Origin of the sequence: Brevibacterium sp. SMBL_HHYL_HB1 (genome assembly GCF_018208375.1) — a bacterium.
GTDB lineage: Bacteria > Actinomycetota > Actinomycetes > Actinomycetales > Brevibacteriaceae > Brevibacterium > Brevibacterium intestinavium.
In genome coordinates this window covers 3,611,527-3,629,783 of sequence record NZ_CP062936.1, presented here as the reverse complement: position 1 = coordinate 3,629,783, position 18,257 = coordinate 3,611,527, and the positions used below count along the sequence as shown (strand labels likewise).

Here is an 18,257-nt window from a genome sequence, read left to right as displayed (position 1 = left end):
TTGTCCAGTTTCTCTTCCTTGGCCAAGTCCTCGGCGATCATGACCGCAGGCACTCTGACCTCGCGAGTGCTCGGACTCGTCAAGGCCTCGCTGCTGGCCACCGCGATCGGTGTGACCGCCGTCCAGGCCGATGCCTTCGACATCGCGAACAAGGTGCCGAACACCCTGTACATGCTGCTCGCCGGCGGTGTGGTCAATGCCGTGCTCGTCCCTCAGATCGTGCGGGCTTCGAAACGGGAGGACGGCGGTGAGGACTTCACAAACCGCCTGCTCACCCTGTCGTTCATGATCCTGGCCGCCGTGAGCGTCCTCGCAACCCTCGCAGCACCGCTGCTCGTATGGCTCTACTCCTCGGGGTGGAGCCCCGAACAGATGGCCTTGGCCACGGCGTTCGCCTACTGGTGCCTGCCGCAGCTGTTCTTCTACGGCCTCTACACGCTGCTCGGCCAGGTGCTCAATGCGAAGTCATCCTTCGGCCCGTACATGTGGGCACCGGTGCTCAACAACATCGTCGCGATCGGCGGGCTCGCGGTCTTCATCCTCATCTTTGGCACGAACAACGCCTCACCCCACGAACTGTCCACCTGGACCCCGGACAAGATCGCACTCATCGCCGGCACCGCCACCCTCGGCGTGGCCGCCCAGGCCCTCATCCTCATCTGGCCGCTCAAGCGGATCGGCTTCAAGTACAAACCGACCTTCGGCTTCCGCGGCGTCGGTCTCGCTTCGGCCGGCAAGGTCGCGTTCTGGACCTTTGCAGCCATGCTCATCGGCCAACTCGGGTTCCTCGTCATCTCCAGGGTCGCGTCAGGCGCCTCGGTTCCCGGGGACGGAAACGCCTCGAATGCCGCGTACACGAACGCCTACCTCGTGTTCATGCTCCCCCACTCGCTCATCGCCGTGTCCTTGGCCACGGCGCTGTTCACCTCCCTGGCCAAAGACGCTGCCGAAAAGGACACCGCGGCGGTCATCGGTGACTTCTCCATGGGTGTGCGGATGGTCGGCCTCATCAATGCCTTCGCCACCGCCGCCCTCATCGTGCTGGCCTCACCGGTGGCCATGGTCATCGCCGGCACCGGGCGGGAACAGGCCATGGCGATCGGGCTGGTCATCATCACCATGGTCTTCGGACTCGTCCCCTTCAGCGCGAACTATCTGGCCCAACGAGTCTTCTACGCCTATGAGGATGCGAAGACCCCTTTCTTCATCCAGCTGCCGCAGATCATCTTTCAGTCACTGGCCGTGCTCTCGGCATCGATCTTCCCGAAATCGGTGACGGTGGCGATCATCGGCCTGGTGATGAGTCTGGGTTACCTGTTCGCGATGATCCTGTCGTTCTCGATCCTCAAGAAGCGCCTCGGCGAGATCGATCTGAAGGAGATCCTCACCGCGCACCTGAAGTTCCTCCTCGCCGCGATCGTCGCCGGCGGGGCCGGCTGCGGTCTGCTCTACTTCTTCCCGGACTTCGCTCTGGCCGGACGCTGGCAGGCGTTCGCGACGACGGCCCTCGTCGGAAGCGTGATGCTCGTATTCTTCATCGGAGCTTGTTATTTGCTCAGAGCCAGAGAGTTGCATTCGATTATTGACGTGGTTGCTGGAAAACTGAGAAGAGCAGCCTGAGCCCTTGAATCCCCACCGGAGGTGGTCGCCCTGATCGATATCGAACCCGGCATGGTGGTGGCCGGCCGCTACGTCGTATCGTCCGTCGACCGCCGGTGGCTGCCCGAGAAGCCCGAGGTGGGTGCCGTCTGCACGGGTCTGGATGCGATCCTCGACGAACCCGTGCTCATCCTCGTCGCCGATGCCGGTGGGTCCAATGACGTGCTCGAGGCCGCCCGCCGCGTCTCGATCCTCGGTGACGCGCGCATCGCTCCGACCCTCGACGTCGGTCATTCGAACGGTCTCGACTACATCGTCATCAAGCGCATCGCAGTCACGCCGTTCAATCAGATCCTGCCCCGTTCGCCGCTGCCCGTCGACGCCGCCTGCGCGCTCGTCGGCGAGGTCGGATCCGCACTGGTGACCTCGGCCAGGCGGGGACTGTTCCACATGTTCCTGCGCCCCAGCGTCGTGGGGCTGACCTCGAAGGGTGCGGTGGTCATCGCCGGCATCGGCATCGATGCCGCATTGGCGCTGGACACCGGACTGATCGATCCGAAGGAATACACACCGACGAAGGCCTCGCGTCAGGACGCACTCGATCTCATCCGGCTCTTCTATTCGGCTCTGACCGGTTACTGGCCGGCGGAGGAGGCCTGCGACGGCATTCCCGCTGCCCAGAAGGAGAATGCGCGGATCGCCCGGGTCAAGACGCTCAACCCCGAGGTCACCGACGAACTCGATGACTTCGTCAGCGGAATCATCACGGGCACGGATCCCGGTCCCGGTTCGGTGGCCGAGATCCTCGGCTACATCGACTCCTGGGACCCGGAGCTGCTGCGCTACGTCAATCGCGCGCCCGTGGCCGAGAACGAGACTCTGTTCAAGCAGTCACCACGCAGCTTCGAGGAAGCGACCCGGCTGCCGACCCCGCGGTCGAATACCATCGGGCGCGGGCCCGGGGAGACCGAGAGCGCGAGCCAGGACCAAGTGCAGGCGGCTCTGGTGCGCATCGGCATCACCCGCCCCGGCACCCGCGGTCTGGCTGCCGGAGTGGTCGGGCACACAACGGGACGCTACGCGGATCGGATGCAGATGCGGGAAGCCTCGAGCTTTCCCATCGCCAAGGAGGAGCTCGACAACGCCGCTCAGGAGTGGGACGAGTGGGAGCCCGAGCAGACCTACTCCGAGTACTCGGAGTACGCCGCGCACGAATATGACATGAACTCCACGACCCCGATCATGAGCCGGCAGGACGAATCCGATCCCGATACCCAGGCACTCGAGATCGTGCCCGAGGACGAGGACGATGAGAACGACACGCGCGTGATCATGGACAACGACGAGGATGACGACGACGGGTCCTGGTTCCTCGGGGGCATGTTCGAAACGACTGAGCAGCAGCGAGAGCATCAGCGGCGAGAGTACGAACGCGAGCGCCGCATCGCGAAGGCCAAGGAAGAAGAGGCGCGCAGGCGTCTGGCCGCCTTCGAGGCGAGTTCGGCTGCCAGACAGCAGGAAGCCAATGAGGCCGTCCCGCCGAAGGAGATGCGTCGGCTCTCTCCCGACACAGTCGACGACCAGAGCGCTCAGACCACCGAGGAGGCTGCCGGCTCGGAGCCGATCCGGCCGACCGAGCGCAAGGCCGCTGGCACCCCGCGTCAGCAGCACAGCGAGGCCCGTACGACGACCTCGTCGAAGCGATCGGGCTCTGCGACCGGAGCAGCGGCCGGCCAGGCCGGGGCGGCAGGCGCAGCCGGCGCTGCGGCAGCGTCGAACGGTTCCGACACTGCCGCAGCGGCCGGTTCCGGAGGCGGAGGCGGTTCTGCTGCCGGCGGGAGCGGTTCATCCGGTGGTGCGGGTACGGACGATCGCGTTCCCGCGGCCACGCGCAAGCCCTTCCTGTGGCTGGTGCTCGGTCTCGTGATCGTCGCCGCCATCGTCGTGGGCATCGTGGTCAGCAACCTCAACTCCGGCGAGGATGAGTCCGCCCCGGTGACAGAGACCCCCACGCCGAGCCAGGAGCCGACGGAGACGGAGACGAAGAAGACGCCGAAGCCCGAGCCGCCGAAGATCGCATCCGTCGAATCGCTCGACCCACAGGGTGATGGTGAGGAGCACGACAGCGAGACCGAGAACGTGATTCCGAAGACCGAGGGTTCGTGGAACACCGATCGCTACAACTCGGCGGAGTTCGGCAACCTCAAATCCGGTGTCGGTCTGCTCATCGAGTTCGAGGACGAGTCGACCGTCAGCAAGGTCAAGGTCAAGTCCGGCAACTCCGGAGGCAAGTTCGAGATCCGCGATGGGGACGACCCTGAGGATGCCGAGGTCATCGGTGAGGGAGTCTTCGACGCCGATGAAGGTGCCACCATCGAATTCGATGAGGACGTCACCACCGACAAACTGATCCTCTGGGTCACCGAACTGCCTCAGAGCGAGGGCGGGTACAAGGCCACGATCAGTTCCGTCATCTTCGGATAGCCCGTCCCGAGCCTGGCACGATGGGCCGACGACCGTGTTCGATCATCCACGATCACAGGCACGACCCGGTTCACGAAGGGTGCGGAATAGTTTCCGGCACCGTACGGTTATAGGTACGAAGTCATTCCGCGCGACACGCCGTGACGCGTCGGCCACAGCAAGCAGAAACAGGAATCCTTTCACATGACTGATACTCAACTGGTGATCATCGGGTCGGGTCCGGCCGGTTACACCGCAGCTGTCTACGCAGCGCGTGCGAACCTCTCACCGGTCGTCATCGCCGGTTCCGTGACCGCAGGCGGCGAACTCATGAACACCACCGATGTGGAGAACTACCCCGGTTTCCCCACGGGGGTGCAGGGACCTGAGCTGATGGAGAGCATGCGCGAGCAGGCTGAGAAGTTCGGTGCCGAGGTCGTCTACGACGACGTCTCCAACCTCAAGCTCAACCCCGGAGCCCATGAGATCGAAACTGCCCTGGGTGCCCGTTACACGGCCAAGGCAGTGATCCTGGCGACCGGTTCGGCCTATCGCGAGCTCGGTCTGCCCAATGAGAAGCAGCTGTCCGGTCACGGTGTGAGCTGGTGCGCCACCTGTGATGGATTCTTCTTCCGCGACCAGCACATCGCCGTCATCGGCGGTGGCGACTCGGCACTCGAGGAAGCCACGTTCCTCACCCGTTTCGCTTCGAAGGTCACGCTCGTCCACCGCCGCCAGGAGCTGCGAGCCTCCCAGGCCATGCAGGACCGCGCCCGCGCGGACGAGAAGCTCGAGTTCCTCCTCGACAGTGAGGTGGCCGAGATCCACGGCGAGGATTCGCTGACCGGGCTGACGATCCGCAACACCGTCACTTCGGAGACCTCGGAACTGCCCGTGACCGGAATGTTCGTGGCCATCGGCTCCGACCCCAGGACCGATCTGTTCGCCGATCAGCTCGAACTTCGCCCCGATGGCTACCTCACCGTGGAGGGACGCTCGTCGAAGACCTCCGTCGAGGGAGTCTTCGCCGCCGGCGATGTCATCGACCCGGTTTACCGCCAGGCCATCACCGCAGCCGGTTCCGGCTGTTCTGCGGCCATCGACGCCGAGCACTACATCGCCGACCTCGAATCCGCTGCGAAACCGGCAGCGGCCGAAGTGGCAGCCGCCGCGTCCTGAAGCACCATCCGCCCACTTGCGGGCGGGGAATGAAACTCCCTGTCCCACTGTTCCTGCCAGAGAAATCCGCTCCGAAAGAAGGTTACCCATGTCGACCGAAGTCACCGATGCCACATTCGAAGAGACCGTGTTGAAGTCCGACAAGCCGGTGCTCGTCGACTTCTGGGCGCCCTGGTGCGGACCCTGCCGCATGGTCAGCCCGATCGTCGACCAGATCGGGGAGGAGCACGCGGAGAAGCTGAATGTCGTCAAGGTCAACACTGACGAGAATCTCGAGACCGCGAGCACCTACGGCATCACGTCGATCCCGGCTCTGTACGTCTTCAAGGACGGCGAGGTGGCCAAGACCATCATCGGTGCCCGTCCGAAGCCTGCCCTCGAGGAAGAGCTCTCAGAGTTCATCTGATCAAGTTCTAAGGCGCCTGTTGTAGGATCAACAGGCGCTTTAGACGTATCTGAACCTATGTACCCGACCCTCGACTCGCTTCACCGAAGATTGGCACCGCATTGACGAACACCACCCAACCGCGCTACACGCGTGGCGACATTTCTGAGATGCTGCCCAACATCAAATCGCAGATGGCACGACTGGGGCTCGCAGTCGGAGACACCGAATCAGCGGACTTCGACCGCCCGTTCGAACTCGGAGTCCGTCAGTTCCAGCAGGACCGTGGCATTCTCTGTGACGGTGTCCTCGGCGCTGAGACGCTTTCAGAACTCGAGCAGGCGCGGTACCAGCTGGGCGACCGTGTGCTCCGGTTCGATCCCGTCCGAGTACTCACGGGCGACGATGTCATGCGTCTGCAGACCAAACTCGCCGGCCTCGGGTTCTATCCCGGCCGAATCGACTCCGAATACGCATCACGCACCGAGGCGGCCGTCAAGGAGCTCCAGATGAGCCTGGGAACCAAGGTGGACGGGATCACTGGCCCGCAGACATTGCGTGGGCTCAAGGCCATCGACCGCAACCAGGACACCGGAAACCTGTTCGCGCTCCAGGAGCGCGCTCGAGTCGCGGCCTCAGGGACGTCACTCGTCGGCCGGACGTTCATCATCGAAGCAGCCACTACAGTTGTAGATTTCGAGACGTTGCCGATGACTGAGCAGCAGGCGGCTCTCGAACGCCAGCTCACACTCGATATAGCAAGCCGCCTTGTCGGTCGCCTGGAAGCGATCGGCGCCGGTGCCGTCATGCTCGAAGGCGACGCGGTGGAGGTCAATCGTGCCGACTCTCTCGGTGCCTCCGCTGTGATCACTGTGACTGCGGACGTCAGCAAGTCGAAAGACGCCAATGGAGTCGCGACGTTCTATTTCGGACATGAGAACAACGCCGATATGAACTCGCCGACCGGTCAGAAGCTCGCCGAACTCATTCAGGGCGAGGTGGTTGCGCGCACCGGTATGCTCGACTGCCGGTCGCATGCTCGTACTTGGTCGTCGTTGAAGCGGCTGAAGACCCCGAAGGTCCACGTCGTGACCGGATACCTGACGAATCCCAGTGATCTAGAGAGCCTTCAGGATCCCTACGTTCGCAATGCTATCGCGGATGGAATCGCGGCGGGCTTGCAGCGCCTCTACATCCGAGAAGACAAGGACCCGCAGACCGGCACACTCAGCCTGGAGGCCATCAAAGCTCTCGGATGAGGGCTCACGAGCCTCCATCAACAAGATCCGAACTCCCTCGGGGACCGTGTATTGCCCAGGTTGGTATGCTGACCGGTTCTGACCGTCACGACAGGAATATCGCACCGACCTCAGCGACGTTAGCGGGCAGAACCACGATCCGAAAGTAGGGGCCTACCTGATGACGAAATGGAGTCCGGATGCATGGCTCAGTGAGTGACTTTGGGATCGTACCGGGATTTCTCGCTTATCGACGATCACTGAAGCCGCCGATATTCACTTCACCTCCGTGCCGCCGTTCCACGAGAAACGAATCGGCCGTGACAAAGCTCAGGCGTGACAGTGGACCGCTCCTTGATCGTCACTCGCGGGCAAGCTGCAAACGAAGCTGAACGGCCCCCACATTTCAGCACGTCGACAGTTGGCAACCCTGCCTACATCACGGCCTCGGTCTCCGACAGGCCGTTTACTTCTATCGGTACGGGTGCTGACAAAGTGATGACTCAGTTCCCAGCCAATGTCAGCAACGTAACGGTTTACCGAGTCTCAACATCGAACGGCGATGATCGTGAACGCATGGCGCATAACGCCACAAAAGGGGACCAACAGTAAGAACACACTCGGAATCAGTGAGCCTTAGGAAGCACACTCCGGCAGGGTATTACGGGCAATCTCGGGCTTCTCTTCCCCCGTTTCATGTGAAACGCCTAGTAGGCCGGACAGACAGTCCGAACGCATCTACCAACAACACAGGCGGCGGATCCTCATCCGCGTCCTCCGATGAAGGCTTCGTCCCCTGGTGGAGGGTTGGTCTCCTATGGTGGAGGGTTGGCAGCGCTCCGTCATTGCGGAAAGGCCTGCGGCCCTAAAGTCAGGTACAGCCCAAGAACTCTCACGGCCTCAGGCAATGCGTTTCACATGAAACGGTCTAAGAATCATTCATCCGCTATACGAAGCATATTGACGCGCACACCCGGACACCACGGAACCGGTACCAGGTTGACGAGTTGGATTTGCGGCAGTCCCAGCCCAGTGGGAGTCTCCCTCAAGCATCTGCAGAAATCCATTCCGGCGAAATCCGTCCGTCCGAATGAATTGACGTGCCCACGCCCCACCAGACATTTATCCACCACTGACACGTGTGCAGCCGTGTGACAGCCCGGCTGCTCCACGTGGAATTGAAAGCCTTTCACGTGGAACGCGACATATTGTGGGCCACAAATCATGTATCTAAACTTCGCAATCTGGCCACTGGCCGTTGGCCCGGACCGGCCTCTTCAACCAACAATGCTTTGACTCATGCTCCGAACAGGCGATGACCGCGCCACCGGTCCCAATCAGAGGGAAGCCCCGCAGGCTCCCATTCTTGACGATCCCTCGTGGTGAGCCCACTATCGAACTATCGGGGCCGACCTGATTTGAAGTATCGTTGAGGCAATGACAAACCCCTGTGTGGACGAATAGATACACGACATCGATCAAGCCTGCTGAAATCGGCGCAGGGCTCAAGACCGGATATGTCTCCTACGCGCAGCGGACAGAGCACGACAATCGTGCAACCGATCGTTGCAACCAAGATGGGTCAACTGTTTCACGTGAAACAGTCGTCCACAGTTCATTCCACCGATCGGAAGATGTGTCTGCCGCTCTGTCGGGCAACCCTTGCGTTCCGTCACCGGGCGCTGTCATGTGCCATTCACGCTTCCTCCTATTCCGCTCGATCATTGGCTGTACCTCGACTCCCTTCGGTCGAAAACCTTTACAGAGCTGTTCACGAGTGATCTAGCCGTTTCTGCCGAGGCCGTGTTGGTCAAACGGCAAATTGTTCCATGTGAAACCCTTGAGCAGACCAACACGAATTAGATGCGGTCCAACTTCTGCGTACCACGTGAAACACCTGTTTGAATCTCCAAAGACGACTGCTATCCACTCCAGTGGTCTCGTCCGGCCCAACTGGAACAGATAGCGGCAAGAATAACGGCCTATTTGGAACCAAACTCAAACGGCGCGAAATAGAAATCTTCGTGAACGACTAAACCAATGACCCCTGCGACGAATACGCCCCAAACGACATACCAATTTGGGATCAATTCGTGTTTCGTTCACCTATCCTCTATCCGGGCGTTTCACATGAAACGGGACGAGCTCTGTGTCCGGCTGAAACACAAAGTTCAAAGGTCTCGGATCAGCAGCGAGGAGGAGCACATGAGACACAATGCAGACCGACCGTTAACAGTTTCACGTGGAACAACGAACAGTGGAGCCCCGTGACCGCTTATGGAAACATACATGCCTCGAGCTGAAGCATGATGTTACGGTTTGGGAGAGGTGCACACGACATGTTTCACATGAAACAAAATATCGGCACCCTTCAACGCCGCCGGCCACGACGGGAACGGACTGTCTGCATATCCACACGGAGTGACGGTACCTCCCGCAGCGTAGTCCTCTGTAAGCCCCGAATGATGATGTAGTCCGGTTAGCCTCAAAATAGGAGTTCAAAGTGCGCCAGTTTGGACAACGTGTCTCAACTCTCCTCTGATCCCCTTCAAACGAAGGTATGGTCCGGTGCTCCGATTCGGCTCCGGAATTCACTCGACCCTGACGAGACCCGGACAATCACGGAAGCGCGCTGCAGTCGTGTTTCGGTTTCAGAATCAGCCAACGCAGGCCAGCGGTCATATGCCAACTCAGCCAGCCCAAGCAATCTTTGGACCCCTAGTACCCAGCGATTCGATGTGGCGTTGCCAGGCTAAATTTGAATATCGGTGAACATGACAGCGTTTCACGCGGAACATCATCCCCACACACCACGTGAATTCCGGAGCACTCGAGAGTAGGAAATGGACCGGAATCCGCCTCAAATCCGACCTTTGGCGCCGCAGACAATAAGCAGTGGCGGATCAATTCCACCGCTAAGAAGACGAGGCCAACGACTGCTGTCGCTGGCCCCTTTGTCGGTCACGTACGGAAGATCGAAACCCGATCCTAAATTCCGTCCTGATCATCGATACCGAGAAGACCGAGAATGCGATCGAGATCTTCCTGGTTAGCGAACTCGACGCTCAGTTTGCCTTTTCGCTTTCCGACGGAGATGTTGACCTTCGTATCGAGTCGATCGCCCAGTCTCTCGGCAACAGCGAGGAACTTGGGTGAAACCTTCGTCGTTGCACGTGAAACATTGACCGAGTCGCCGCGATTGAGGAGGACAACTGCTTCCTCGGAAGCGCGCACCGACAGACCCTCGGCCACGATCCTCTGTGCCAGGACTTCCATCTGCTCAGGATCGCGCAGACCCAAGATCGCCCTGGCGTGTCCCGCTGAGATGACTCCGGCTGCGACACGGCGCTGCACCAAGGGAGGCAGACGCAGCAGTCGAAGTGTATTTGAAATCTGCGGACGAGATCGACCGATTCGTTCCGACAGCTCCTCCTGGGTGCAGCCGAAGTCCTCCAGCAGCTGCCCATAAGCCGCAGCCTCTTCCAAGGGGTTGAGCTCTGCACGATGGAGATTCTCAAGTAGGGCGTCGCGAAGAAGATCTGTGTCATCGACATAACGGATGATCGCAGGAATCGTCGACAATCCCGCGTCTTTTGCGGCGCGCAGACGACGCTCACCCATAATGAGTTCGAAGCGAGAACGATCACTCGGCTTCTTCCGAACGACGACCGGCTGAAGTACGCCGATCTCGCGAATGCTGTGCACGAGTTCGGCGAGCAGATCCTCGTCAAAGACCGTTCGGGGCTGACGGGGATTGGTATCGATGAGGTCGACAGGGATCTCGCCGAACTCTGTGTCGGGAATCGACTCGACTTCGTCAATGGATTCCTCGTCCGATTCCTTCTCGGCCGTCGAAGCAGCCGAGCCTTCGTCGCCAGTGTCCTCAGACGATGTCGCAGATGCCTGCGCCTGGCCAGTCTCTTCATCAGTCGCCGACGCCTTGTCACTCAGTCCGGATGTCTGATGGTCGTGATCACCACGGCTTGAGGCTTCCGGTGACGGTGAAACTACATCGGTAGTGTCATCTGCTTGCGCTGCTTTCCCCGGAACTTCGGTCTCAGCCTGATCCCCATATGCGGAGGAGGTGTAAACCCCCGGGTGTGTCTCACGCACGTCTTCGCTCTGATCACGAGCATCACTCGGTGACGAATCAGTCTTCTCAGTCCGGTTCCCACCATCGGTGACCGTGGACGCCGCTGAGCCGCCCACCGCCTGATCCTCGACAACCCCGCGTTCGGCGTTGACTTCCGCGCTGCCAGCCTCAGACGATGCCGCTGCCGCATCGGCGACGGAAGCGGTCTCCAGCTTCGACTCACTGACATTCGTCGCCGAGGACGTCGCCTCCTCTGCAGGTGCGGAGGTCTTCACACTCGACGTTTCGGTCTCAGCAGCTGTTGCCGGGCCGGTCGACGAATCTGTCGTACTCGCCGACGAAGGAGACTTCCTCGCAGGCGTCGACTCGGCGCCAGCACCGGACTGAGCCGCAGTGGTCGTCGATCGACCGCTCTTCGCAGACTTCGTTCCCGAACTCTGCGACGCGGCAGGCGTCGTTTCGGTGGCCCGGGCGGCTGTGGTCTTGCTGCCCGCAGTCTTCGTATCCTTGCTCTTCGCATCGACTGTCGTCCTGCTGGCCGACGATTTCGCGGGAGAGGACTTCTTCGTCGAAGCCGTTGCAGCCGAGCTCTTCCGCGCACCTGACGTCGCAGCCGTCCCACGGGAGCCGGTGGTCTTCCCAGTCTTCGTCCCGTTCGCAGTCGACCGCGTCGTCGACTTCTTCGTCGTCGACGCCGATCCGCTCGCCTTGCCCGTCGCGTTCTTGTCCTCTGGTGCATCCGCCGTCGTGTTCGAGGCCGCGGCCTTCGTCTTGCGTCGCCGGGACGACTGCATGGATGCGGCCGGATCATTGCGGGCCGCCCGTGAGGTCTTCTCCTTCTCGGCCTCACCCTTGCCCTCTTCCGCGTTGCTGCCGGAGAAGAAGACATCGACCGGACGATCAGTGGAGTTCGCGTCGGGGATCAATGCCCCGAGCCCTCGACCCAGGCCCCGTTTCTTGCGTTCAGCCACCACTTACTCCTCGATTCGCTATTTCCTCGGCGGCTTCGCGGTAGGACAGCGCGCCGCTGGAATGTGGGTCATATGAGATCACGGTCTGCCCGTAGCTCGGGGCCTCGGAGATCCGCACCGAGCGCGGGATCGCTGTGCCGAGGGCCTGCCCCGGGAAATGCGTACGGACGTCCTCGGCCACTTGAGCGCTGAGATTGGTGCGCGCATCGTACATCGTCAGCAGAATGGTCGTGATCGCCAGTTCGGGATTGAGGTGCTTCTGGATGAGTTGGATGTTCTTCAGCAGCTGACTCAGACCCTCGAGCGCATAGTATTCGCACTGGATGGGGATGAGGACCTCGCGTGCGGCGACGAAGGCGTTGACGGTGAGCAGGCCGAGACTCGGCGGGCAGTCGATGATGACGTAGTCGACTCGATCTCCGGCCTCCTCCTCTTCCCTGAGGTAGATGCCCAGTGCCCGCTGCAGACGCTGTTCGCGTGCGACCAGGGAGACCAGTTCGATCTCCGCACCGGCCAGATCGATCGTGGCGGGCACGCACCTGAGAGTGTCGAAGTCCGGGCACTGCGCCACAGCCTCACGCATCGGCACATCATCGATGAGGACGTCGTAGATGCTCGTCACTTCGGAATAGTGGTCGATGCCCAGGGCTGTGCTCGCATTTCCCTGTGGATCGATGTCGACGAGCAGAACGTTGAGGCCCTGATTGGCCAGCGCCGCTGCGATGTTCACCGCCGTCGTGGTCTTTCCGACACCACCCTTCTGGTTCGCGATCGTGAAGATGCGGGTCGAGTCCGGCCGAGGAAACGTCGTCTGAGACAGTCGATCCGCACGCCGGTTGTCCCGTGCGATCGCGGCACCAATGGGAGACGACTCATCCATGATCGGCATAGGGCGCACTCCATCTTCCATCGGTTTCACAAAGCTCTATTCAGCCTAGACCAACTCTACTTCGTACTATTTCTTCACGATCTCGACGACACGACTCGGGACTTCGAGGATGCCGCCCGCGTCGACGACGTAGATCTTCGGAGCAGACAGGCGATACCGTTTGAGCAGCTTCTTCGCTTTGACCAGTTCGCCTTCGACCGAGGCGCCCTTGAGCGCGAGGATCCGACCGCCGGGGCTGATGACGTCGCGTGTCCATTCGATCAGCGTCGTCATCGCCTTGACCGCCCGTGCGGTGATGACGGTGAACATCTCCTCGTCGACGAGTTCCTCGACCCGAGCCCGCACGATCCGCACGTTCTTCAGACCGAGGTCCTCGACGACCATGGTCAGCCACTCCACGCGGCGTTCCATCGGTTCGATGAGCACGATCTTCGCCTCCGGCCGCAGCAGCGCGATGGGAATGCCCGGCAGACCGGCACCGCTGCCGACGTCGCCGATGACATCGTCATCGCCGATGAACTCGGCGACCACGGCACAGTTGAGGATGTGTCTGGTCCACAGACGATCGACCTCACGCGGACCGATCAGTCCCCACTCGATGCCGGTGGTGGCCAAGTGCTCGGCGTAGCGCTGAGCCACGGGGAATGCGGCACCGAAGTACGCCTCGGTGCCGGCAGGGGGAGTTTCGATCTCGGGCAGATCGGAACGACCTGTTGGAAGATCAGTCATCGGCGAGCCGGATGACGACATGACGGCCGTCGCCCTCACCCTCGGACTCCGAGACCAGACCGGCACGGGCGGCCTGATCATGGATGATCTTGCGTTCGAAGCTGTTCATCGGCTTGAAGGCGAATTCCTCGCCTCCGACCTTGACCTGCTCGATCGCCCGCTTCGCCTTCTTGATCAGCTCTTCGCGGCGGTTGTCGCGGAAACCGTCGATGTCGAGCATCAGCCAGGACCGCTGCCCGGTTTGGGTCTGCACGGCCAGGCGGCTGAGCTCCTGCAGGGCTCCGAGAGTGCGTCCCTCCTTGCCGACCAGCGTGCCCAGGTTCGAGTCCTCGTCCTCACACACGATGGACAGCTGTGCCCGACCGTCGGCGACGTCGATGTCGATATCGCCGTCGATATCGGCCAGATCCAACAGCTCTTCGAGGTAGTCCGCGGCGATCTCACCCTCTTCCTCGAGGATCTCGGCACGGCTGGGCTTCGTCGAGGTCTCCTCCGGAGCCTGCTCGGCGGTGTCTTCGATTCTCTCTTCGGTCATGATCGTCCTCAGCGCTTCTTGTTCTTCTTGCGGTTCTTGCTCACGGGCTGCTGCCGTTGGCCGCTCTTCTTCGGGGCCTCCTCGGCGACGGTCTGTCCCTTGATCTCCTCCTGCTTCACGGGCTTGCCCTTGCGAGCCTTGCGCTCAAGCATCTCCTTCTCGGCCTTCGAACCGGGAGCGGGCATGTTCCGGATGACCATGTGCTGCTGGGCCATGGTCCAGGTGTTCGAGACCAGCCAGTAGATGAGGACACCGAGCGGGAAGTAGATGCCGCCGAAGCCGAAGATCAGCGGCATGACGTAGAGCAGCATCTTCTGCGACTGCATCATCGGATTGGCCATGGCCGATTCCGACATGTTCTTCGCCATCATCTGCTTCTGCGTGATGAACATGGTGCCGGCCATGATGACGATGAGGACACCGGTGAGGAGCTTGACTCCGATCCCCGGGTCGGTGAAGACCGCGGACAGGTGGATGCCGAAGACCGAGGACTGCTCGGCCTGGACAGCGAGGTCCCTCGTGAAACCGCCGATGGCGTCCATCGACCCATCGGCGACCTGCGGCATATTGCGGATGACGCGGAAGAGGGAAAAGAAGATCGGCATCTGCACGAGCAGCGGCAGGCAGGACGCCCATGGGCTCGTCTTGTTGTCGCGGAACAGCGCCATCTGCTCCTCGGCCATCGCCTGGCGCGAGTACTGGTCCTTCTTACCCTTGTACTTCGCCTGGAGGCGCTGGATCTCCGGCTGCAGCAGCTGCATCTTGCGCTGCGACTTGATCTGGTAGACGAAGAGAGGGATCAGCAGAGCACGGATGACCACGGTCAGTCCGGCGATCGACAGCACCCAGGTCCAACCGCTGGCCGCGGGCAGGCCGACGGCGGTAAAGATCTCGTGGAAGATCGCGAGGATCCAAGCAACTACCCACTGCAGTGGGTAGAGCAGGTTGTCGATCCATTCCATTCAGTTCTCCTCGTTACAACGATCTTTCACGATCGTTCATTTTGCCATTGTTCACAGGTCTTCGCGACACGACATCTGTGCCCCGAGGCAGCCCGCCGATCCGCTCTCGGACGGGGACTGTGCACTTGACGTTCTTCAGTTGCGGCCGTCGCCGCGGTGGATGGATTTCGATCTGGCTTCCCGCGCCGAACCCGGCACATGGTCGACCCCGCCGTGCGTGAGCGGGTTGCATCGCAGTATGCGCCATCCAGTTAACACCATTCCCTTGAGAACTCCGTGAATCTCGAAGGCCTCGAGGCCGTACATGGAGCAGCTGGGATAGTAGCGGCAGACCTGGCCGTAGAGCGGTGAGACAACGATGCGCCAGGCCCGGATGAACCAGACGAACGGCATCCTCGGCCCGATCCGCAGGATCCATCCGAGGCTCGGCCAGAATCCGGACGGCCGCCGGGGCACCTCGGAGACGTGCTTGAGATCATGCTCGGCGTCCACGGCGGTCCAGCTTCTTCCGTGCCTTGACGATCAGCTCGTCGACTTCGGATTCGAGGGTCGAGAAGTCGGCTTCGGCCGCTTGCGGCAGCGCCCGGAGGACGAAGAGCTCACCCGCACTCAGCTCATCCAGTCGCACTCTCATGATCTCGCGCAGGCGCCGCTTCGTGCGGTTGCGCACCACGGCATTGCCGACGGCCTTGGATACGATGAAACCCACGCGAGTGGCGTGGGCATCATCGTGATCTCTCAGGCTGTGGGCCATGAGATGCTCGGAGCGCACCCGGACGCCGGCGCGGAAGACTCGTCTGAAGTCTTCGCCGCTGCGGATCCGGTGTGCTGCGGTGAGCACACTCAGGCCGAAACTTCGGAACGTCCCTTGCGACGACGTGCGGCCAGGATCGAACGGCCCGCACGCGTGCGCATACGCAGACGGAAGCCGTGCTTCTTGGCGCGCTTGCGGTTGCTGGGCTGGAATGTACGCTTGCTCACTTCAGTCTCCGATTTCTAGGTTGCGGGTGAACGCCGGTGCGTTCTCACAAAAAACGGCGGTGAGAGTCTCGACCGCCGAGCACTCCTGTGCATAAGAGCCTAAAGATGATCAGGATAATCGGATGAAGCCCGGTACACAGGACACTCTATCTTAGCGAGGCCCGTTCCCGCCGGTCAAACGCGGTCGGCATGGCCCCCGTCACTCCGGCCGCAGATCGCCCGCTGTCCACATCCTCGCCACACAGCCTCATCCACAAGTCACACCCATGTAGTTTTCCACAAGCTTATCCACGAGTGTGGAGAATTGCTGGACCGAGTCGGCATGAGTCCACAAACTGTGGAAAACTGTGTGGAAGTCATGCACAGGTGTGGATCACGCCGAGAATGTTTTCGAAGGAAGTTGAGGAGAAGTGACGGTGTCGAACTCCAAGAATGAGCTCATCAGCCGCTGGCGCACGGTGGTCTCAACCCTGGATCAGGACCCGGAACTCACGGCCCATCAGAAGGGATTCCTCTCCCTCGCCGTGCCCAAGGCGCTCGTGGACAACGCCCTGGTCCTGCTGGCCGTGCGCGACGAACACACGCGCCGCACCATCGAGACCCGGCTACTCGGGCCGCTGACCAGGGAGTTCTCGAAGGTCCTCGGTTTCGATGTGACCTTCGGGTTCGTCGTCGACCCCGAGCTCGACGTCCCCATCCGCTTCGAGGACCTCATCGGGGAATCGACCCCGGGACCGCAGGTGCCCATCGATCCGGTCACCTCCACCTCGACGACGGCGCCGCGACACGATTCGAATCCGCAGCCCACGGCCGATCCCGCGAGCACGGGCCAGGTCACCCCCACCGAGGCGGGTCCGATGAGAGATCCGGCGCCGGCCGCCCACCCCGGCCCCACGTCGGCCCCCGCCGCTGAGACACCGACGCAGTCGCAGAGCCCCGCCCAGGCACCGAGCGCCCCGGCCACCTCACGGATGACAGAGCGCGAGCTCAAGATCGCCGAGGCGACCGCCGCCCCCATGGGTCCGCCCGTCGATGCCCCGGGCGTGGCTCAGCTCAATCCGAAGTACACCTTCGACACCTTCGTCATCGGTGCGTCGAACCGGTTCGCCCATGCCGCGGCCTTCGCCGTCGCCGAGGCTCCGGCCAAGGCCTACAACCCTCTGTTCATCTACGGCGATTCGGGACTGGGCAAGACCCACCTGCTGCACGCGATCGGCTACTACGCCACACAGCTGTTCCCCGAGATCCGCGTCAAGTACGTCTCGAGCGAGGAGTTCGTCAACGACTTCATCAACACGATCGGCTCTTCGAAGACCTCGAATGCGCTGCGCCCGGCGTTCCAGCGCCGCTACCGTGAAGTCGACATCCTGATGATCGACGACATCCAGTTCCTCCAGGGCAAGGACGCCACGGTCGAGGAGTTCTTCCACACCTTCAATGCCCTGCACAACGAGGCCAAGCAGGTCGTCATCACCTCCGACCAGCCGCCGAAGATGCTCAAGGGATTCGAGGAGAGGCTGCGCTCCCGCTTCGAATGGGGTCTGCTCACCGACGTGCAGCCGCCGGACATGGAGACGCGGTTCGCGATTCTGCGTCGCAAGGCCGCTGCCGAGCACCTCGACGTCCCCGACGACGTGCTCGAGTACATCGCCTCCCGGGTGTCGTCGAACATCCGGGAGCTCGAAGGCGCCCTGATCCGCGTGACCGCGTTCGCGAACCTCAACGATCAGCAGATCGACGCGTCCCTGGCCGAGACCGTCCTCAAGGACTTCATCACCCAGGACGACACTCCTGCTGTGACGGCCGCTGACATCATGGGCCAGACCGCTGCCTACTTCAGCCTCACCCTCGACGACCTGTGCGGGACCTCCCGCTCACGGACACTGACCACGGCTCGGCAGATCGCGATGTATCTGTGCCGTGAGCTCACCGATCTGTCCCTGCCGAAGATCGGCCAGGCCTTCGGCGGACGCGACCACACGACCGTGATGCATGCGAACAAGAAGATTCGAACTCAGATGGCCGAACGACGGGCCGTCTACACCCAGGTCACCGAACTCACAAACCGCATTAAACAACAGCACCGCCTATAGAACGCGTCATGCACATCTGTGGATAACCCTGGGGACAATCGCCCACAGCTGGGGACGAAACAGTGGACAGAGCGGCTGCGCGAGTGGAAAAATGTGAACTACACGCTTGTGCTTACCCAAGCGCCCACCGACGCCCCCGT

The 18,257-nt window shown here is 61.6% G+C and carries 15 protein-coding genes and 1 pseudogene; 8 read left to right on the top strand and 8 right to left on the bottom strand.

Annotation, left to right across the window (positions count from 1 at the left end; genetic code table 11):
* The 6 genes and pseudogenes from murJ (at position 1) to IG171_RS16590 (ending at position 6,885) form a co-directional block, all read left to right on the top strand.
* Positions 1 to 1,620: a murein biosynthesis integral membrane protein MurJ gene (murJ, locus tag IG171_RS16610; protein WP_212128448.1), complete on the top strand. Its 1,620-nt coding sequence runs from the start codon at positions 1 to 3 to the stop codon at positions 1,618 to 1,620.
* A 21-nt stretch (positions 1,621 to 1,641) separates the two neighbouring features.
* Positions 1,642 to 4,083, top strand: coding sequence for a virulence factor MviN (locus IG171_RS16605; protein WP_212128447.1), 2,442 nt, complete (start codon positions 1,642 to 1,644; stop codon positions 4,081 to 4,083).
* Positions 4,084 to 4,266: 183 nt separating this feature from the next.
* Complete coding sequence (trxB, locus tag IG171_RS16600) at positions 4,267 to 5,241, top strand: thioredoxin-disulfide reductase (protein WP_212128446.1); 975 nt, start codon at positions 4,267 to 4,269, stop codon at positions 5,239 to 5,241.
* A gap of 88 nt (positions 5,242 to 5,329) precedes the next feature.
* A complete protein-coding gene (gene trxA / locus IG171_RS16595; RefSeq protein WP_212128445.1) occupies positions 5,330 to 5,647 on the top strand; it encodes a thioredoxin in 318 nt (105 codons plus the stop codon).
* Between the two features lie 149 nt (positions 5,648 to 5,796).
* Positions 5,797 to 6,126: pseudogene (locus IG171_RS19190) on the top strand (peptidoglycan-binding protein); the annotation flags it as partial.
* A gap of 9 nt (positions 6,127 to 6,135) precedes the next feature.
* Positions 6,136 to 6,885, top strand: a complete 750-nt coding sequence (locus tag IG171_RS16590) for an N-acetylmuramoyl-L-alanine amidase (RefSeq protein WP_249204362.1) — start codon at positions 6,136 to 6,138, stop codon at positions 6,883 to 6,885.
* A 2,967-nt stretch (positions 6,886 to 9,852) separates the two neighbouring features.
* Here IG171_RS16590 and IG171_RS16585 read toward each other — a convergent pair.
* Positions 9,853 to 11,232: a ParB/RepB/Spo0J family partition protein gene (locus IG171_RS16585; RefSeq protein ID WP_249203764.1), complete on the bottom strand. Its 1,380-nt coding sequence runs from the start codon at positions 11,230 to 11,232 to the stop codon at positions 9,853 to 9,855.
* A gap of 187 nt (positions 11,233 to 11,419) precedes the next feature.
* Between IG171_RS16585 and IG171_RS19185 the strand changes: the two genes are divergently transcribed.
* Positions 11,420 to 12,004 (top strand): hypothetical protein, encoded by a 585-nt coding sequence (locus IG171_RS19185; RefSeq protein ID WP_249203763.1) that lies wholly within the window; start codon positions 11,420 to 11,422, stop codon positions 12,002 to 12,004.
* Here the strand turns inward: IG171_RS19185 and IG171_RS16580 are convergent.
* From IG171_RS16580 to rpmH, 7 genes are all read right to left on the bottom strand, one after another.
* Positions 11,921 to 12,817: an AAA family ATPase gene (locus tag IG171_RS16580; RefSeq protein WP_249203762.1), complete on the bottom strand. Its 897-nt coding sequence runs from the start codon at positions 12,815 to 12,817 to the stop codon at positions 11,921 to 11,923. The genes IG171_RS19185 and IG171_RS16580 overlap by 84 nt on opposite strands.
* A 66-nt stretch (positions 12,818 to 12,883) precedes the next feature.
* Positions 12,884 to 13,546 carry a 16S rRNA (guanine(527)-N(7))-methyltransferase RsmG gene (gene rsmG, locus IG171_RS16575; RefSeq protein WP_212128444.1) on the bottom strand — a complete coding sequence of 221 codons (663 nt, stop codon included), beginning with the start codon at positions 13,544 to 13,546 and terminating at the stop codon, positions 12,884 to 12,886.
* Positions 13,539 to 14,081, bottom strand: a complete 543-nt coding sequence (locus IG171_RS16570; protein ID WP_212128443.1) for a R3H domain-containing nucleic acid-binding protein — start codon at positions 14,079 to 14,081, stop codon at positions 13,539 to 13,541. The genes rsmG and IG171_RS16570 overlap by 8 nt, the downstream gene beginning before the upstream one ends.
* A gap of 8 nt (positions 14,082 to 14,089) precedes the next feature.
* Entirely contained in the window at positions 14,090 to 15,043 is a 954-nt protein-coding gene (yidC, locus tag IG171_RS16565) for a membrane protein insertase YidC (RefSeq protein WP_212128442.1), read from the bottom strand.
* Between the two features lie 135 nt (positions 15,044 to 15,178).
* Positions 15,179 to 15,535 carry a membrane protein insertion efficiency factor YidD gene (gene yidD / locus IG171_RS16560; protein WP_212128441.1) on the bottom strand — a complete coding sequence of 119 codons (357 nt, stop codon included), beginning with the start codon at positions 15,533 to 15,535 and terminating at the stop codon, positions 15,179 to 15,181.
* Entirely contained in the window at positions 15,519 to 15,884 is a 366-nt protein-coding gene (gene rnpA, locus IG171_RS16555; protein ID WP_212128440.1) for a ribonuclease P protein component, read from the bottom strand. The genes yidD and rnpA overlap by 17 nt, the downstream gene beginning before the upstream one ends.
* A gap of 2 nt (positions 15,885 to 15,886) precedes the next feature.
* Positions 15,887 to 16,024, bottom strand: coding sequence for a 50S ribosomal protein L34 (gene rpmH, locus IG171_RS16550; protein WP_212128439.1), 138 nt, complete (start codon positions 16,022 to 16,024; stop codon positions 15,887 to 15,889).
* A gap of 416 nt (positions 16,025 to 16,440) precedes the next feature.
* Between rpmH and dnaA the strand changes: the two genes are divergently transcribed.
* Positions 16,441 to 18,117, top strand: coding sequence for a chromosomal replication initiator protein DnaA (gene dnaA / locus IG171_RS16545; RefSeq protein WP_212128438.1), 1,677 nt, complete (start codon positions 16,441 to 16,443; stop codon positions 18,115 to 18,117).
* Positions 18,118 to 18,257: the final 140 nt, after the last annotated feature.

Bases quoted from the DNA above. Each gene is read 5' to 3' on its own strand.
- IG171_RS16570 (WP_212128443.1), bottom strand. From the start codon at position 14,081: ATGACCGAAGAGAGAATCGAAGACACCGCCGAGCAGGCTCCGGAGGAG.
- trxA (WP_212128445.1), top strand. From the start codon at position 5,330: ATGTCGACCGAAGTCACCGATGCCACATTCGAAGAGACCGTGTTGAAG.
- trxB (WP_212128446.1), top strand. From the start codon at position 4,267: ATGACTGATACTCAACTGGTGATCATCGGGTCGGGTCCGGCCGGTTAC.
- IG171_RS16580 (WP_249203762.1), bottom strand. From the start codon at position 12,817: ATGCCGATCATGGATGAGTCGTCTCCCATTGGTGCCGCGATCGCACGG.
- yidC (WP_212128442.1), bottom strand. From the start codon at position 15,043: ATGGAATGGATCGACAACCTGCTCTACCCACTGCAGTGGGTAGTTGCT.
- rsmG (WP_212128444.1), bottom strand. From the start codon at position 13,546: ATGACTGATCTTCCAACAGGTCGTTCCGATCTGCCCGAGATCGAAACT.
- IG171_RS16590 (WP_249204362.1), top strand. From the start codon at position 6,136: ATGAGCCTGGGAACCAAGGTGGACGGGATCACTGGCCCGCAGACATTG.